Origin of the sequence: Streptomyces sp. NRRL B-1347 (assembly GCF_000720325.1) — a bacterium.
Lineage (GTDB): Bacteria > Actinomycetota > Actinomycetes > Streptomycetales > Streptomycetaceae > Streptomyces.
The window spans coordinates 11,915-28,410 of record NZ_JOJM01000085.1 but is presented as its reverse complement, the minus strand read 5'-3'; the positions used below and the strand labels follow the sequence as shown (position 1 = coordinate 28,410).

At 75.4% G+C, this 16,496-nt stretch carries 12 protein-coding genes; 10 read left to right on the top strand and 2 right to left on the bottom strand.

What is annotated here, in order from left to right:
- Positions 1–151: 151 nt before the first annotated feature.
- The 3 genes from IG74_RS0139865 (at position 152) to IG74_RS0139855 (ending at position 3,577) form a co-directional block, all read left to right on the top strand.
- The gene (locus tag IG74_RS0139865) at positions 152–991 is read left to right on the top strand and encodes a DUF4142 domain-containing protein (RefSeq protein ID WP_078869463.1); all 840 of its coding nucleotides are present in this window, start codon (positions 152–154) and stop codon (positions 989–991) included.
- 71 nt (positions 992–1,062) lie between these two features.
- Positions 1,063–1,860 (top strand): TIGR04222 domain-containing membrane protein, encoded by a 798-nt coding sequence (locus IG74_RS0139860; RefSeq protein WP_030687605.1) that lies wholly within the window; start codon positions 1,063–1,065, stop codon positions 1,858–1,860.
- A 103-nt stretch (positions 1,861–1,963) separates the two neighbouring features.
- Entirely contained in the window at positions 1,964–3,577 is a 1,614-nt protein-coding gene (locus IG74_RS0139855; protein WP_030687603.1) for an alpha/beta hydrolase, read from the top strand.
- A 9-nt stretch (positions 3,578–3,586) separates the two neighbouring features.
- Here the strand turns inward: IG74_RS0139855 and hemQ are convergent, their stop codons facing one another.
- Together hemQ and hemG are read right to left on the bottom strand one after the other, a co-directional pair.
- A complete protein-coding gene (gene hemQ / locus IG74_RS0139850) occupies positions 3,587–4,306 on the bottom strand; it encodes a hydrogen peroxide-dependent heme synthase (protein ID WP_030687602.1) in 720 nt (239 codons plus the stop codon).
- Positions 4,307–4,310: 4 nt separating this feature from the next.
- Positions 4,311–5,786, bottom strand: a complete 1,476-nt coding sequence (gene hemG / locus IG74_RS0139845) for a protoporphyrinogen oxidase (protein ID WP_030687599.1) — start codon at positions 5,784–5,786, stop codon at positions 4,311–4,313.
- A 173-nt stretch (positions 5,787–5,959) separates the two neighbouring features.
- On the opposite strand from hemG, the gene IG74_RS0139840 reads away from it, so the two are divergent.
- From IG74_RS0139840 to IG74_RS0139810, 7 genes are all read left to right on the top strand, one after another.
- Positions 5,960–6,961: a DUF4349 domain-containing protein gene (locus IG74_RS0139840; protein ID WP_078869462.1), complete on the top strand. Its 1,002-nt coding sequence runs from the start codon at positions 5,960–5,962 to the stop codon at positions 6,959–6,961.
- Positions 6,962–7,124: 163 nt separating this feature from the next.
- Complete coding sequence (locus tag IG74_RS0139835) at positions 7,125–8,510, top strand: FAD-dependent oxidoreductase (RefSeq protein WP_030687597.1); 1,386 nt, start codon at positions 7,125–7,127, stop codon at positions 8,508–8,510.
- A gap of 619 nt (positions 8,511–9,129) precedes the next feature.
- Positions 9,130–11,289 (top strand): hypothetical protein, encoded by a 2,160-nt coding sequence (locus IG74_RS0139830; RefSeq protein ID WP_030687594.1) that lies wholly within the window; start codon positions 9,130–9,132, stop codon positions 11,287–11,289.
- Between the two features lie 297 nt (positions 11,290–11,586).
- Entirely contained in the window at positions 11,587–13,164 is a 1,578-nt protein-coding gene (pelF, locus tag IG74_RS0139825; protein ID WP_051856370.1) for a GT4 family glycosyltransferase PelF, read from the top strand.
- Entirely contained in the window at positions 13,161–14,693 is a 1,533-nt protein-coding gene (locus IG74_RS52470) for a hypothetical protein (RefSeq protein WP_158857979.1), read from the top strand. Before pelF ends, IG74_RS52470 begins: the two co-directional genes overlap by 4 nt.
- 50 nt (positions 14,694–14,743) lie before the next feature.
- Positions 14,744–15,745: an SDR family NAD(P)-dependent oxidoreductase gene (locus tag IG74_RS0139815; protein WP_030687587.1), complete on the top strand. Its 1,002-nt coding sequence runs from the start codon at positions 14,744–14,746 to the stop codon at positions 15,743–15,745.
- 37 nt (positions 15,746–15,782) lie between these two features.
- A complete protein-coding gene (locus IG74_RS0139810; protein ID WP_030687584.1) occupies positions 15,783–16,496 on the top strand; it encodes a nucleotidyltransferase family protein in 714 nt (237 codons plus the stop codon).

Sequence of the window (16,496 nt, the reverse complement as noted above, 5' to 3'; positions counted from 1 at the left end):
ACACCGCCGCGACCGCCCCTGCCGCATCCCACGGGCGCGCACGACCGCCCCGAGTCCGCGCCCCCGTACGGACGTCGGCGTACTCCGCGCGGTATCGCAGCCCCGGCCCCGCGGCACGCACTAGCGTGCCGCAGGCGCTACAGGAGGCTTCATGCGATCCCGATTCATCCGCGGCGGCGGACCCGCCCGCGGCAGCGGACTCATCCGTGGCGGCGGTCCCGTCCGCGGCGGACCGGCCCGCGGCGGCGGGTTCGTCAGCGGCAACGGGCTCATCCTGGTGGGGCTCGTCGTCACCCTGGCCGCGCTGGTCTTCCCCGTGTGGTCCTACGAGGACCGGTCCGGCACCGGCCTCGACGCCCTCAACGCACAGACCGAGTCGACCGAGTTCGGGCCGCTGTCCGCGCTCGACCGGGACTTCATCACCAAGGTGCGGCTCGCGGGCCTGTGGGAGCTGCCCGCGGGACAGCAGGCCGGGGAGCGCGGCACCACCCGGGCCGTGCACACCGCGGGCGAGCACCTCGTGGAGGGGCACACCTTCCTCGACGCGCGCGTCCGCGAGGTCGCGGCGCAGCTGCGGCTCGAACTGCCCAGCCAGCCCACGGCCCAGCAGCGGCGCTGGCTGGCCGAGCTGAGCGCGGCGCGCGGCGCGGCGTACGACGAGAAGTTCGCGAACGTCCTGCGGATCGCGCACGGCAAGGTCTTCGCCGTCGTCGCCCAGGTCCGCGCCGGCACCCGCAACTCGCTGGTGCGGTCCCTCGCCGACGACGCGAACACCACGGTCCTCGACCACATCAAGGTCCTGGAGGCCACCGGGCTCGTGGACTTCGACCGGCTCGCCCGCGACGCCGCGACCTCGGGCCCGCAGCCCGTGACCCGCTCCCCCGCGCCGCCGGGCCCGGTGGACGGCGCGCCGCCCGCCGCGGCCCCGGTGACGCCGACGCCGAGCTTCACGCTGCCGCCCGCCGTGTCCCGGCCGAGGCCGCGCCCCTGAGGCGTGTGATCCACGTCCACATCCTGGAATTCCGCTGGCGGGAGCACCGGACCTTCACATAGAACACGGGCATGTTCTGGGTTCCGCTGCTGCTCCTCGCCTGCACCGTCGCCGCCCTGTCCTGCGGGCGGCTGTGCCTGGCCGCCGTGCACGCCGCGGCCGCCGAGGCCAGGAGCCCCGGGCCGACGCGTCCCCTCACGCTCTACGAGGCGGCGTTCCTGTCCGGCGGGCCCGGGCGGGTGGCCGACGTGGCGCTGGTGTCGATGGCGCGACGGCGGCGGCTGCTGCTCGCGCACACCGGCTGGGCCACCGTCGTCGGCCCGGTCGGCGGCGGCGCCCCGGACGCCGCGGACGACATGGAGCGGTCGGTCCTCGGCGCGATCGGCCCCGGCGGGCAGTCGCGGATTCCGCCGGTGCGCCGGGCGACGGCCACCGCGGACGCGGTGCGGGCGCTCGCCGACCGGCTCGTCGCGGCGGGGCTCGCGGTGCCGGACGGCTCCTGGTCGGGCATCGCGGGCGCGCTCCGGCAGGTGCGCGCGGCGGCGGCCGCGATCGCCGTGCTCGGCGCGTGCGCGACGCTGCTGCCCGGTCAGGGGCAGGGCGACGACCTGCCGGTCGCGGTGTGGTTCGCGCTGCCGCTGTTCCTCACCCTGAGCTGCCTGGCCATCGCCCGCTTCGAGGTGCCCGCCTCGCGCTGGGCGTCGCCCGCGGGGCAGCGGCTGCTCGGCGCGCTGCCGTCGCGCGACGACCTCACGGCGCTCGCCGTGCGCGGCGTCCGCGCCCTGAACGACCCGGGCCTGCGCGCCGCCCTCTCGCACCGGGACCCGAACCTCGACGGCTACCGGTCCACGCGCCAACAGGGTCATTGAGCCGACACCGGCGGACCGGTTGCTTTACTTCACCAACCCCTGAGCGAAACATCCCTTTTGCGCCAACTCATCGCTTTCCTGTGCGAAAGGGCCCAGAACCTCGATGCGAGCAGCCGCAGCAGCCCTGTACGGAACCGTCGGATCCCTGGTCCTCTCCGCCCTCGCCGCCGTGCCCGCGCACCCCTCCCTCCGTCTCGCGGGGGAGGAGCGGGGCACCGCCGTCGCCGCCGAGCGCGCCCGCGCCGCGGGCGTCCGCTTCGGGGCCTGCCCGGCGGCGGAGGGCCTGCCGCCGTCCGTGCGCTGCGGCACCGTCACGGTCCCGCTCGACTACGCGGACCCCGACGGCAAGCAGATCAAGCTGACCGTCAGCCGCGTCGGGGCGAGCGGCAGGGCGGGCGGCCACCGGGTGGCGCGGCAGGGCGCGCTCGTCTTCAACCCGGGCGGCCCCGGCGCGTCCGGCATGTACTTCCCGCTGGTCCGCGCCCTGCCGGAGTTCCGGCGCCTGGCGGCGGCGTACGACCTCGTCGGCTACGCGCCGCGCGGCGTCGGCCGCTCCGCCCCGCTGTCCTGCCAGGACCCGAAGGAGTTCACGAAGGCGCCCACCCACTCGCCGGTCCACCCGAACGCGGCGGCCAAGGCGGAGCGCATCGAGCGGGCCCGGGCGTACGCGCGCGGCTGCGCGGAGCGGGCCGGTGCCGCGCTTGCGCACTACACCACGCTCAACAACGCCCGGGACCTGGACGTGCTGCGCGCCGCCCTCGGCGAGGACAAGCTGACCTTCATGGGCGCCTCGTACGGCACGTACTTCGGCGCCGTGTACGCGACGCTGTTCCCCACCCACGTGCGCCGCATGGTGTTCGACTCGGCGGTGAATCCGGACCCGGAGCAGATCTGGTACGCCAACAACCTCGACCAGTCCGCCGCGTTCGAGCGGCGCTGGGCCGACTTCCGGGCCTGGGTGGCCAGGCACGACAGGACGTACGGCCTGGGCACGACGCCGGAGGACGTGCGGCGCGCGTACGAGAAGGTGCGGGCGGCGGTGGTCCGCGAGCCCGCGGGCGGCACGGTCGGCTCCGACCAGCTGCACTCGGCGTTCCTGCAGGCCGGGTACTACGACGACTACTGGCCGATGCGGGCGACGGCCCTGTCGCAGTACCTCAAGGGCAATCCGCGGCCGCTGGTCGAGCAGGCCGGGCCGAAGCCGGGTGCGGCCGCCGAGGAGGAGAACGGCAACGCCGTGTACACCGCGGTGCTGTGCAACGACGCCTCCTGGCCCACCGACTTCGCGGTGTGGGACCGCGACAACACGGACCTCGCGCGCAGGGCGCCCTTCGAGACCTGGGACAACGCCTGGATGAACCTGCCGTGCGCCTACTGGCCCGCGCCCCGGCAGCGCCCCGTGGACGTGTGGGCCCCCGCGGGCACCCTGCCGCCGACGCTGATCCTGGCCGCCGAGCGGGACGCGGCGACGCCCTACGCGGGCGCCCGCGAACTGCACGAGCGGCTCTTCGGCTCGGTCCTGGTGACCGAGCGCGGCGCGGGCACCCACGGCATCGCGGGCGGCCCGAACGCCTGCGTCAACGCCTACCTGGACGCGTACCTGCTCCAGGGCCGCCTGCCGGAGCGGCACGCGGAGTGCGCGCCGCACCGCGAGCCGCAGCCGCTGCCCCGGGCGCGCACGAAGGCGCCCGGGACGCGGGCCGCGGTCTGGCGGTGAGCGGGGCGGTCAGGCCAGTCCCTCCACCAGGTCCGCCACGGACTTGCGGCGGCCGGTGTAGAACGGCACTTCCTCGCGGACGTGCATCCGGGCCTCGGAGGCCCGCAGGTGGCGCATGAGGTCGACGATGCGGTACAGCTCGTCGGCCTCGAACGCGAGCAGCCACTCGTAGTCGCCGAGGGAGAACGAGGCGACGGTGTTGGCGCGCACGTCGGGGTAGCCGCGCGCCATCTTGCCGTGGTCGGCGAGCATCCGGCGGCGGTCCTCGTCGGGCAGCAGGTACCAGTCGTAGGAGCGCACGAAGGGGTAGACGCTCACGTAGTCGCGGGGCGTCTCGTCGGCGAGGAACGCCGGGATGTGCGACTTGTTGAACTCGGCCGGGCGGTGCAGCGCCATGTTCGACCAGACCGGCTCCAGGGCGCGGCCGAGCTTGGTGCGGCGGAAGAGGTTGTACGCGGTCTGGAGCTCGTCGCTGGTCTCCGCGTGCCACCAGATCATGATGTCGGCGTCGGCACGGAGGCCCGACACGTCGTAGACGCCGCGGACGGTGACGTCCTGGGCGGCCAGCTTGTCGAACAGCTCCTGGACCTCGTCCGCGTACCCGAGGCGGCTCTCGGGCAGGACGTCGCGCAGCTTGAAGACGGACCACAGGGTGTAGCGGATGACCTCGTTGAGGTCCTTGGCCTTCTTGCCGGCGTTCGGGATCTTGGCGGGGGCGTCGTCACTCATGCGGCTATTGTCCCGCGCCGCCGTGGAGGCTCTGCACCGGGTGGGCGGTCAGCTCGTCGACCCCGGAGAAGTCGCCGCTGAGCTGGTCGATCGCGGCGTACGCACTGGCGATGCAGGCCGGGATGCCGACGCCGTCGTACGCCGCCCCGCACACGGCGAGGCCGGGCAGCAGGGCCACGTGCTCGCGGACCCGGGCCACGCGCGCGTGGTGGCCGACGGGGTACTGGGGCAGGCCGTCGTGCCAGCGCGTGACGCGGGCGGCGACGGGCCGCGCGGTCAGGCCGACCGCCGCGCGCAGATCGCTCCGGGAGACGTCGACCAGCTCGCTGTCGTCGCGCTCCAGGTCCTTCTCCTCGCCGTAGCGGCCCACCGAGGTGCGCAGGACCAGCAGGTCCGGGTTCTCCTCTGCGATCCAGCCCCACTTCTGGGAGGCGAACGTGGACGCCTTGATGGTGCGTCCGTCGACGGGCGGCACGAGGAAGCCGCTGCCCTCGGGCAGGGAGACGTCGGCGCGCCGGTAGGCGAGCGTCATCAGGGCCATGGAGGCGTACTCGACGCCCCGCAGCTCGGCGGCGGCCCCCGGGGAGACGGGGCCGAGGAGACGGGCGGCGTGCGGGGCGGGGACGGCGAGGACCACGGCGTCCGCCGCGATCGGCCGGTCCGCCGTACGCACCTCCCAGCCGTCGGGCGTCCTGCGCACGGCCGCCACGGGGGTGTCGAGCAGGATCTCGCCGCCCCGCGCGCGGACCGCGTCCGCGACGGCCAGGGGAAGGCGGCCCACGCCGCCCGCGATGCCCATGAACACGGGGCCGGTCTGCCGGCGCTCCGCGGCCCGGCGCTGGATCTCGCGGACGCCATCGAGCAGCGACGCGTGGGTGCGCGCGGCCTCGTACAGCTGCGGCACGGCCATGCGCAGCGAAAGGCGGTACGCGTCCCCGGCGTACACGCCGCCGAGCAGCGGCTCCACGAGGCGGTCCACGACCTCGCGGCCGACCCGGGCCGCCACGTACGCGCCGACCGCGACGTCCTCGCCGACCTCGGTGGGCGGCAGCTCCGCGTCCCGCGCGACGCGCCGCAGGCTGTCGTCGGACAGCACCCCGGCGAGGGAGGACGGGTCGCCGGGCACGCCCATCACATGGCCCTTGGGCATGGGCACGAGGGCGCCGCGGGTCCACAGCGAGGCGCTGGCGGTGGCGGGCGCCTGGAGCGCGTCGGCGAGGCCGACCTCGCGGGCGAGCGCGACGGCCTCGGGGCGACGGGCCAGCATCGACTCGGCGCCGAGGTCGACGCGGGCGCCCTCGATCTCGCCGGGGAGCAGCTTGCCGCCGACGCGACCGGAGGCCTCGACGACGGTCACGCGGGAGCCGGTCGCGAGCGCCCGGTGCGCGGCGGCGAGTCCGGCGATGCCGCCGCCCACCACCACGACGTGAGCCGGGCGTCCCGCACGTTCCTGACCTGTAGGTGTGTCCGCTGCGCGCATGCCCCCACTGTCTCAGACGGGCTTCCGGCGCCCGACGGGCGTCTCTTGCCCCTCCCCCGCGGGCGAGTCCCGTTCGTGACCGCGCCGGGACCGCTTCGGGACCGTACGCGCCGAACGGACCGGGCGCCCGGTCCGTCGTAGGGGCACAGTCACGACGAGCTCGGGGGTACGGCATGCGGAGGAGCAGGACGGGCGGAGGCGCGCGGGCGCTGGCCGTGGCGCTGCTCGTGGGGGCGCTCGCGCTCACGGGGTGCGGCGCGGGCGGCGACGACGGCGCGAAGGCTTCGGGCGGCGACGCGGCCCGGGCCGAGCGGCGCGGCGGGGACACCGCGGCCGGTCTCGACGAGGGAGCCGCGGGCGCCGACCGGGGCGCCGGGGACGGCAAGGCGGCGGCGCCCGGCGGCAAGCAGTCGGGGCGGGCGGACAAGCCCGGCGAGAGCCCGCGGATCGGCGGCCCGCACATCATCCGCACCGCGTCCCTGACCGTGCGCGTACGGGACGTCCCGAAGGCCCTCGACCGGGCGCGCACGGCCGCCACGGAGGCGGACGGCCTGGTCGGTGACGAGACCACGGACCGCGACGGGCGCGGCAGGGAGCGCTCGCGCGTCGTCCTGCGGGTGCCGCAGGAGCGGTACGCGCAGGTCCTGTCCGACCTGGAGGGCACGGGAAGGCTCGTCTCGCGCACCGCCAAGGCCGAGGACGTCACCCAGGAGGTCGTCGACGTCGAGAGCCGGATCAAGACCCAGCGGGCGAGCGTGGCGCGGGTGCGCGAGCTGATGGACAAGGCCACGAAGATCAGCGACATCGTGTCCCTGGAAGGCGAGTTGAGCACCCGTCAGGCGGATCTGGAGGCGCTGCTCGCGCGGCAGGCCTCGCTCAAGGACCGCACGGCGCTCGCCACCGTCACGCTGACGCTCACCGAGTCCCCGGCGGGGCGCGACGACGACGGTGACGACGGCGATCCGACCGTCGTGGACGCCCTCGCGGGCGGCTGGGGCGCGTTCCTGACGATGCTGCGCTGGACGGCGGTGGCCCTGGGCGCGGCGCTGCCGTTCGTGGTGGGCGTGGCGCTCCTGGGCGCGGCGTGGCTGCGCTGGGGACGCGGGCGCACGGCGAGCCCGCCGCGCCCGGCCGGGGCGCCGGAGGCCCCCACCGGGGCTCCGGACGGTTCCTGAGCCGGGCCGTTCGGACCTTCGAGCCGGGCACGCCGTCCGACGCCACGGGGGTGGGCGTCGGACGGCGTGCCCCCCTCCACGGCGGGGGCCGGTGCGGGCGTGCGGGCCGACCGCCAACGCGGGCGTTCGACGGGCACGTTGACCGGCGACGTAGCGTGGGCGCATGAGCGAAAGACTGGTGGTCATCGGCGGCGACGCGGCGGGCATGTCCGCGGCGTCACAGGCACGCAGGCTCAAGGCGCCCGAGGAGCTGGAGATCGTCGCGTTCGAGCGCGGCTCCTTCACCTCCTTCTCCGCCTGCGGCATCCCCTACTGGGTCGGCGGCGAGGTCTCCGAGCGCGACGACCTGATCGCGCGCACGCCCGAGGAGCACCGGGCCCGCGCGATCGACCTGCGGATGCGGACGGAGGTCACGGAGATCGACCCGGCCCGGCGGCGGGTGCGCTCGCGCGACCTCGCCTCGGGCGCCGAGGAGTGGACGGCGTACGACAAGCTCGTGATCGCCACCGGCGCGCGGCCGCTGCGGCCGCCGCTGCCCGGCATCGACGCGCCAGGCGTGCACGGGGTGCAGACCCTGGGCGACGGCCAGGCGCTCCTGGACCGGCTCGGCGCCACCGAGGGGCGCAGGGCGGTGGTGATCGGCGCGGGCTACATCGGCGTGGAGATGGCCGAGGCGCTCCTGCACCGGGGCTACGAGGTGACGGTCGTCAACCGCGGCGAGCAGCCGATGTCCACCCTCGACCCGGACATGGGGCGCCTGGTGAACGACGCGATGTCCGGCATGGGCATCACGATGGTCAACGACGCGGAGGTCACGAAGATCCTCACCGGTGAGGACGGCGCGGTGCGGGCCGTGGCCACGGAGGACGCCGAATACCCGGCGGACGTGGTGGTGCTCGGCATCGGCGTCCGGCCCGAGACGGAGCTCGCGCGGGCGGCGGGGCTGCCGCTCGGCGAGCACGGCGGGCTGCTCACGGACCTCTCGATGCGGGTGCGCGGGCCCGTCGCGGACGGGGCCGTCTGGGCGGGCGGCGACTGCGTGGAGGTCCTCGACCTGGTCTCGGGCCAGCAGCGGCACATCGCGCTCGGCACGCACGCCAACAAGCACGGGCAGGTCATCGGCTCGAACGTGGGCGACGGCTACGCGACCTTCCCCGGCGTCGTCGGCACGGCCGTGAGCAAGGTCTGCGACCTGGAGATCGCGCGCACGGGCCTGCGCGAGAAGGACGCGCGGGCGGTGGGCCTGCGGTACGAGACGGTGACGATCGAGTCGACGAGCCGGGCCGGTTACTACCCCGGGGCGGCCCTGATGACGGTGAAGATGCTGGCGGAGCGGCGGACGGGGCGGCTGCTCGGGACGCAGATCGTGGGGCGCGAGGGGGCGGCCAAGCGGGTCGACGTCGCGGCGGTGGCCCTGACGGCCCGGATGACGGTGGAGCAGATGACGGCCCTGGACCTCGGGTACGCGCCGCCCTTCTCCCCCGTCTGGGACCCGGTCCTGGTGGCGGCCCGCAAGGCGGTGGCGGCGGTCCGCAGGACCGGCGGCTGAGGGCGGCGGACGGGCGGCCACGGCCGGGGGCGGGCCCCGTCGCGGCAGGGGGCTGCGGTCCGTACCAATTCCCGCCGCCCGCCCGGCGGCGAAGGCACGCGCCGCGCCCCCGCAATGGGGCGCCCCCGCCAACTGGCCCGTCCGAGCCGATGCCCCTCGCCCCGCTTCCGGCGAGCCGCGCAGGTCAGAACGCGCTTTCCGGCATTCCGTCACGTCTCCCGCAACCCCTCGGACATGGCCGATTCCCGAGCGTGCCGCAGGAGTGCGTCCACAGCCGAACGCGCCCCGCGCACGCCCCTTGGCTGCACACGCCAACCACTTCGGCGGCGAGGCAGAGCAAGGCCCGTTGAGCGGCCACGGATCCCCGGCGACCGTGCAGAAGTCAACGATTCGTCAAACCCCACCCTCCCCACGCGCTCCTTTGCACACCACACGGCGGTTGCCAGCTCTTTTCCGCCAGATCTCACAGAATCGGCACAGCACCCACAGCCGAGTCGCACTATGTGACGCGTCAGAGTGGCACGGACACGCACCGCGATCAGTGCGTGCGGGCCGTTGGGGGCGGGTCCTGCGGTGTCCACGCCGTCGCGATCCGACCGCGGAGGGGACCACAACCAGAATGAATCGCACCGCACGGGCGGCGGCACTCGGGGCCGGCGCTCTGCTCATCGCGCTCTCGCTGCCCGCTCAGCCAGTGGCGGCGGCGGAGCAGCCCCGTATCGACCTACGCGTCCTGGTGGTGACCGACGGCGGCCCCGCGACCGCCGCCCTCGCCGCCGAACTCGACGCCCAAGGAACCCCGTTCACCACCGTCGACCTGCGCCGGAGCGATCGGCCCGCCATCGACGCGGCCTTCCTCGCGGACACCGCGGGCGGCAGACCGCGCGCCAGGTTCCAGGCCGTCGTGCTGCCGAACGACAACCCGTTCGGCACCGGCTCGGCCGAGCCCGCCGCGCTCGCCGCGTACGAGCGGACGTACGGCATCCCGCAGGTGGACGCCTACACCTACGCCCGCCCCCAGGCGGGCCTGCAGACACCGGAGTACAGCGGTTCGCTCGACGGCGTCCGCGCCGAGGTCACCGCGGCGGGCAGGGCGGGCCCGTTCGGCTACCTCGCCGGAGCCGTGCCGTTCGAGGACAACGCGCCCCGGGTGGACGAGAGCTACGGCCACCTGGCGAAGCCCGCGCCGGGCGCCGACTTCACCCCGTACGTGGACGCGGCGGTCCCGGGCGGCTCCGGCCGCGGCTCGCTCGTCGGGGAGTTCCGGCGCGACGGACGGCGCGAGCTGGTGGTGACGTTCGTCTACAACCAGCACCAGCAGCAGTTCAAGCTGCTCGCCCGGGGCGTCGTCGACTGGATGACGCAGGGCGTGCGCGTCGGCGCGTCCCGGAACTACTTCGCGGTCCACGTGGACGACGTCTTCGGCTCCGACGACCGCTGGGACATGGAGCTCAACTGCACGCCGGGCGACATCGACTGCCCGCCGGGGCAGGGCCGACAGGACGGCATCCGGATGACGCCCGAGGACGCCGCGTACGCGGCCGAGTGGTCCGAGCGGCGGGGCCTGCCGCTGGACATGGCCTTCAACGGCGGCGGCAGCGAGCTGTACCGCGAGGAGAACGGCGGCGAGGACCCGCTCGCCGACCGCCTCGTCGACGACCGCGACTCCTACCGCTGGGTCAACCACACCTACGACCACCCGTTCCTCGGCTGTGAGCAGGACGTCTCCAAGGTGCCCTGGACCTGCGCGAAGAACGCGGACGGCAGTACGAAGTACGTGTCGCGGACCGAGATCGACGACCAGGTCTCCCGCAACCGCGACTGGGGCGAGGAATACGAGCTGCCGCTCGACGACGGCGAGTTGGTGACCGGCGAGCACTCGGGCCTGCGCGTCCTGCCGCAGCAGCCCGACGACAACCCGAACCTGGCCCCCGCGCTGCGCGACAACGACGTGCGCTGGCTCGGCTCGGACAACTCCCGCGAGCCCGGCCAGCGCCAGGTCGGCCCGTCCCGCACGGTGCCGCGCCACCCCATGAACGTCTTCTACAACGCGGGCCGCGTGGCCGAGCAGGTCGACGAGTACAACTGGATCTACACCCGCAAGTCCGACGGCGGCAGCGGTCTGTGCGAGAACTCACCGGTCACGACCTGTCTGGACAAGCCGCTCGACCTCACCACCGGCTACGCGGACCACATCGTGCCCGTGGAGTCCGCCATCGCCTTCGGCCACGCCCTGTCGGGCGATCCGCGGCCGCACTTCATCCACCAGTCCAACCTCGCCGAGGACCGCATCGCCTACCCCGTCCTCGACCGGGTGCTCGACGCCTACGCCGCGCTGTACACGAAGGCCACGCCGCTGGTAACCCCGCGCATGGCCGACATCGGGGCGGAGCTGCGCTCGCGCGCGGCCTGGGACGCGGCCCTCGACGCCGGGCGCGTCACGGCGTACCGCATCGGTGACACGGTGACCGTGCAGGCGCCCGCGGGTGTCGCCGCGACCGCCACCATGCCCACCGGGACGAAGCAGCAACTCGTCGTCGGCACCGGCACGTTCGGCTCGCCGTACGCCGGCAGATCCTCCGGCTGGGTCTCGCCGGGGCTGCTCCAGGACCGGGTGACCCTGACGCTGCCGTCGGCGCCCCCCGCGGGCCTGGCGGGCGGTCCCGCGCCGAAGCCGGTGCCCGCGGCCGAGCGCGCGCACGTGCCGTCGGGCGCGGCGCAGCACGTGCCGCCGGGGACCGCGGGAAGCACCCCGAAGGCCCTGCCGACCGGCCGCTGACCAGCCGCGGGCCCGGCCGACTGCAGGACCGGGCCCGCGCCACCAGCTCCGGCGGTACGCCGGGGACCAACGGGGGCCGCCGTTCCCGCCCACGTGCCGCGCGCGGCGGGAACGGCGGGGAACTCGCCCACCGGGCGCCGGGTCTCGACGAGGCCCTGCCCGTGCCCCCACCTCCGCACGACCGATCACGCACCGACCACGCACCGACTCGCGCACCACGGCGACACGGCGTGTCCCCGCCTGCCTCCGGAACACCGCCGCCCGCCCACCCGCAACGTCATCCGGGGAGCCCCACCCATGCCCACACCGTCCGCGACGGTGCCGTTACCCGCACCCCCGCCCGGGCCGTCCGGGCGGACCCGCGTCACGCTGCTGACCGAGGGCACGTACCCGCACAGCCACGGCGGCGTCAGCGTCTGGTGCGACCAGTTGGTGCGCGGGATGCCCGACGTCGACTTCGGCGTGATCGCGGTGACCGGCACCGGGCGCGAGCCCCTCGCCTGGGAGCTGCCTCCGCACGTCACCGAGCCGGTCTGTCTGCCCATGTGGGGCCCGGAGCCCGCCGGGCGCGCCCCGCGCGGCAAGGCGCGCCGGGCCCTGCTCACCCACTACGAGGCGTTCCTCACCGCCCTGCTCGACCCCACCGCCGAGAGCGCCTTCGCCCCGGCCCTGTACGCCCTGGCCGGGTACGCGCGGGACGGCGCCCTCTCCCCGGCGCTGCGCGGCGAGGGCGCGGTCGGCGTGCTCGCCTCGGTGTGGCGCACGCCGGGGCTCGCGGTGGCCGCGTCCCGCCCCACCCTTCACGACGCCGTCACCGCCACCCACCTGCTCGAACACGCCCTGCGGCCGCTGGCCGTCCACCCGCCGGAGCACGGCGTGGCGCACGCGGTGAGCGGCGGCATCGCGGCCCTGCCCGGACTGATCGCCCGTCAACTGCACGGCGTGCCGCTGCTGTTGACCGAGCACGGCGTGTATCTGCGCGAGCGCTACCTCGGCTATCGCACGGGCCCCTACCGGTGGCCGGTGAAGGCGGTCCTGCTCGGCTTCTTCCGGCTGCTCGCCGAGGAGTCGTACCGCGGCGCGGCCCTGATCACCCCCGGCAACCGCTACAACCGGCTCTGGGAGGAGCGCGGCGGCGCCGACCCGGCGCTGATCCGCACCGTCTACAACGGCGTGGACCCCGAGGCGTTCCCGCCCGCGGGCCCCGAGCCCGGCGTGCCCACCCTGAGCTGGGCGGGGCGGGTGGACCCGATCAAGGACCTGGAGACGCTGATACGGTGCTTCGCCCTGGTCAAGGAGCGGGTGCCGGACGCCCGGCTGCGCCTGTTCGGCGGCACCCCGCGCGGCGGCGAGGCCTACCGGGAGCGCTGCGAGGCCCTGGCCGCCGCGCTCGGGCACGCCGACTCGGTGGTCTTCGAAGGCCGCGTGGAGCACATCAAGGACGCCTACGCCGCGGGCAGCGTGGTGATGCTGTCCAGCATCAGCGAGGGCTTCCCCTTCACCCTCATCGAGGCCATGTCGTGCGGCCGCGCCACGGTCTCCACGGACGTGGGCGGCGTCCGGGAGGCCGTGGGCCCGACCGGCCTCGTGGTGCCGCCGCGCGCCCCTGAGGCCATGGCGGACGCGGCCGTCGAGCTCCTCTCGGACCCGCGGCGGCGCGCCGCGATGGGCGCGGCGGCCCGGCTCCGCGTCATCGAGCAGTTCACCCTGCGGCAGACGGTGTCGGCCTTCCGGGAGATCTACCGCGAGCTGGCCGCCGGCCCCGGGCCCGCCCGCCGGGACCCGCGCGAGCCCGCGCTGCGCACCGGTCCTCCGCCCGGGCCCCAACCGGGCACCGGCGCCTACGACTTCGCCGGAAGCGAGGCGGCCGGATGAGCGGGCCGATGGCGCTGCCGCCCCGGAAGGACGGCGTCGACGGGCTCGCCGCGCGCCGCCGCCCGTCCTGGGCGCTGCCCGACCGCGCCCCCGGGCCCGGCGCCCCGCCGCGCCGCCGGCGCCCGTCCTGGGCCAGGGCCGACCCCGAGCCCGCCCCCGCTCCCCGGCGCCCGCCGTCCTGCCCGCGCACCCCGGGCGGCTGCTCCCGGCCCCCGGGCCGCCGCCCCGACCCGCGCACCGACCCGCGCCCCGCGCGCGCCGCCGACCCCGCCGACCCCGTCGACGCGCTCGCGGCCGAGCTGGCCGACGACATCGGGGCCGCCGTGCACGCCTACGAGGTCGCCGCCGTCCTGGAGTCGCAGGGCATGACCGGCGAGCGGATCCAGCGGGAGTACGGGCACCGCGACCTGTTCTCGCTCGCCGCCGCCCTCTACCAGCGGGTGCCGCGCAACCACCCCGAGCCGCCGCTGCCGCCCGACCCGTGGCGGCCCGACCACGCCGGGTGCGCGCTGCGCGGGCTGCTCTTCGCGCTGCCGGGCGCCGCCTATCTGCTCGCCGCCGGGGCCTGGGGCGACGCGGGCCCGCACGGCCTGATCGCCGCCGCCCTGGTGTCCTGGGCCTGGTCGCAGGCGCTCAGCCACCGGGCGTACGTACGGCTGGTGACGGGGCGTCACGAGGCGGCGCGCACGCTGCTGCGCGGCGGCACGGCCGGTGTCGGGTGCGCGTCCCTCACCGGGCTCGTCGTGGCCGGTCCCGGGCCCGCCGCCGGGTTCGCCGCCGGGCAGTCCTGCTATCTCGCGGCGGCGGGCGTGCTCCTCGTACTCGGCCGCGAACGGCAGCTCGCCGTCGCCCTTCTGCCCGTCGCCGCGGGCGCGGCCGTGCTGCCCTGGTGGGATCCGCCGACGGCGCTCGGCCTCGGCCTGCCGGTGCTCACCGTGCTGCTCGCGGCGGGCGCGGCGGCGCTCGCGCTGCGGGCCGCCCTGGCCACCGCCCCGGCGGCCGGGGCCCCGCCGCGGCTCGCCCGCTCGCTGCCGTACGGCGCCTTCGGGCTCGCCGCCGGGACGCTCGCGACGTCCGCGGGCCTGCGGGACCCGTACGCCGTCATCGTGCTCACCCTCAGCATGGGTCCCGCCGAGTGGCTGCTCTACCGCTTCCGGGGCCTCGCGGTGGCCGCGCTCCGGGCCTCCACCACGCCGCTCGGCTTCCGGCTCCGCGCCGCCCGCGCGCTCGGCCTGTGCGTCGCCGCGTACCTGGCGTCCCTCGCCGCGGGCATCCCGCTGACCGGCACGTCCCCGGCGCCGCTGCTCGCCCTGGGCGCGGCCTTGTGGACGGCACTGCTGCTCCAGGCCTTCGGCGTGGCCTGGCCGTCCGCCGCCCTGTGTCTGGGCGCGGCGGCCGTGACCACGGCGCTCCCCCGGCTCTCGGACCTGCCCGCGAGCACGGCCCAGCTCGTGGGCTGTACGGCGGCGGCGCTCGCCCTGTTCGCCGCCGCCGTACGCCACTTGGGCAGCTCCACGGCCCACAGCTGAACCGCACCTCCCGTACCGCACGACCCGCCACGACCCGCCAGGAGACCCGCATGCCGTCCGCACCGCTCGCCGTCGTCACCGGAGCCGAGGGCTTCATCGGCTCGCACCTCACCGAGGGACTCGTCGCCTCGGGCCACCGCGTGCGCGCGCTGGTCCAGTACAACTCCTTCTCGTCGTACGGCTGGCTGGAGACCCTGCCCGCCGACGTGCTCGCCGGGGTCGAGATCGTCCTGGGCGACGTGCGCGACCCCGGCTCGACCCGCGCCCTGGTCGCCGACGCCGAGATCGTCTACCACCTGGCCGCGCTGATCGCGATCCCGTACTCGTACCAGGCGCCGCACTCCTACGTCGACACCAACGTCACCGGCACCCTCAACGTCCTGGAGGCCGTCCGGCACGCCGAGATCCCGCGCCTGGTGCACACCTCGACCAGCGAGACGTACGGCACCGCGCGGACCGTGCCGATCACCGAGGACCACCCCATCAACACCCAGTCGCCGTACGCCGCTTCGAAGGCGGGCGGCGACCGGCTCGCCGACAGCTACTACGCGAGCTTCGCCACGCCCGTGGTGACCCTCAGGCCGTTCAACACCTACGGCCCGCGCCAGTCCATGCGCGCGGTCATCCCGACGGTGATCGGCCAGGTGGCGGCCGGGGAGCGCACCATCACGCTCGGCGATCTGCGCCCCACCCGGGACTTCATGTTCGTCGAGGACACCGTCCGCGCCTTCCTCGCCGTCGGCACCGCGCCCGCCGACGCCGTGCTCGGCCACACCTTCAACGCCGGTACCGGCGGCGAGATCTCCATCGGCGACCTGGTGCGGCTCATCGGCAAGGTGATGGACACGGCCCTCGACGTGACGGCGGACGAGGAGCGCGTGCGGCCCGCCGCGTCGGAGGTGATGCGCCTGGTCGCGGACGCGACGCGGCTGCGCGACGCCACCGGCTGGCGCCCGGAGCACGGCCTGGAGGAGGGCCTCGCCCGCACCGTCGAGTTCTTCCTCGACCCCGCCAACCTGGCCCGCTACAAGACGGACGTCTACAACATCTGACGCTCCATCACCGCACGACTCACAGACAGGGGCACCCATGCACGCAGTCATCCTCGCCGGAGGCAAGGGCGTCAGGCTCCGGCCGTACACCACCGCGCTGCCCAAGCCGCTGGTCCCGATCGGCGACCAGCACGCGATCCTGGAGATCGTCCTGCGCCAGCTGTCGGCGGCCGGGTTCACCAGCTGCACCATCGCCATCGGCCACCTCGGCCACATCATCCGCGCCTACGTCGGCAACGGCTCGCGCTGGAACCTGCGCATCGGCTACTCCACCGAGGACAGCCCGCTCGGCACCATGGGCCCGCTGCTCACGATGCTGGACCGGCTGCCCGAGCACTTCCTGGTCATGAACGGCGACATCCTCACCGACCTCGACTTCGCGGACGTCCTGCGCCGGCACCAGGAGTCGACGGCGCCGCTGACCATCGCGACGTACCCGCGCGAGGTGCACATCGACTTCGGCGTCCTGACCACCGAGGAGCGGCGCGTGGTCGCCTTCACGGAGAAGCCCAGCGTGGACTACCGCGTCTCCATGGGCGTCTACGGCGTCTCACGGGAGACGCTCACGTCGTACACGCCGGGCCTGCCGCTCGGCTTCGACGAGCTGGTCCTCGACCTGCTGAAGACCGGGAACCCGCCGCACGCGTACGAGTTCGAGGGCTACTGGCTGGACATCGGCCGCCCCGACGACTACGACCGCGCCAACGCCGAGTTCACCACGCACCGCTCCCTGCTCCTCAAGGGGGCGTGA

What these genes read in the sequence shown, in the direction of transcription:
- pelF (WP_051856370.1), top strand. Translation starts at nt 11,587, where the DNA reads ATGCCCACACCGTCCGCGACGGTGCCGTTACCCGCACCCCCGCCCGGG.
- IG74_RS0139810 (WP_030687584.1), top strand. Translation starts at nt 15,783, where the DNA reads ATGCACGCAGTCATCCTCGCCGGAGGCAAGGGCGTCAGGCTCCGGCCG.
- hemG (WP_030687599.1), bottom strand. Translation starts at nt 5,786, where the DNA reads ATGCGCGCAGCGGACACACCTACAGGTCAGGAACGTGCGGGACGCCCG.
- IG74_RS0139815 (WP_030687587.1), top strand. Translation starts at nt 14,744, where the DNA reads ATGCCGTCCGCACCGCTCGCCGTCGTCACCGGAGCCGAGGGCTTCATC.
- IG74_RS0139830 (WP_030687594.1), top strand. Translation starts at nt 9,130, where the DNA reads ATGAATCGCACCGCACGGGCGGCGGCACTCGGGGCCGGCGCTCTGCTC.
- IG74_RS0139840 (WP_078869462.1), top strand. Translation starts at nt 5,960, where the DNA reads ATGCGGAGGAGCAGGACGGGCGGAGGCGCGCGGGCGCTGGCCGTGGCG.
- IG74_RS0139835 (WP_030687597.1), top strand. Translation starts at nt 7,125, where the DNA reads ATGAGCGAAAGACTGGTGGTCATCGGCGGCGACGCGGCGGGCATGTCC.
- IG74_RS0139860 (WP_030687605.1), top strand. Translation starts at nt 1,063, where the DNA reads ATGTTCTGGGTTCCGCTGCTGCTCCTCGCCTGCACCGTCGCCGCCCTG.
- hemQ (WP_030687602.1), bottom strand. Translation starts at nt 4,306, where the DNA reads ATGAGTGACGACGCCCCCGCCAAGATCCCGAACGCCGGCAAGAAGGCC.
- IG74_RS0139865 (WP_078869463.1), top strand. Translation starts at nt 152, where the DNA reads ATGCGATCCCGATTCATCCGCGGCGGCGGACCCGCCCGCGGCAGCGGA.
- IG74_RS0139855 (WP_030687603.1), top strand. Translation starts at nt 1,964, where the DNA reads ATGCGAGCAGCCGCAGCAGCCCTGTACGGAACCGTCGGATCCCTGGTC.
- IG74_RS52470 (WP_158857979.1), top strand. Translation starts at nt 13,161, where the DNA reads ATGAGCGGGCCGATGGCGCTGCCGCCCCGGAAGGACGGCGTCGACGGG.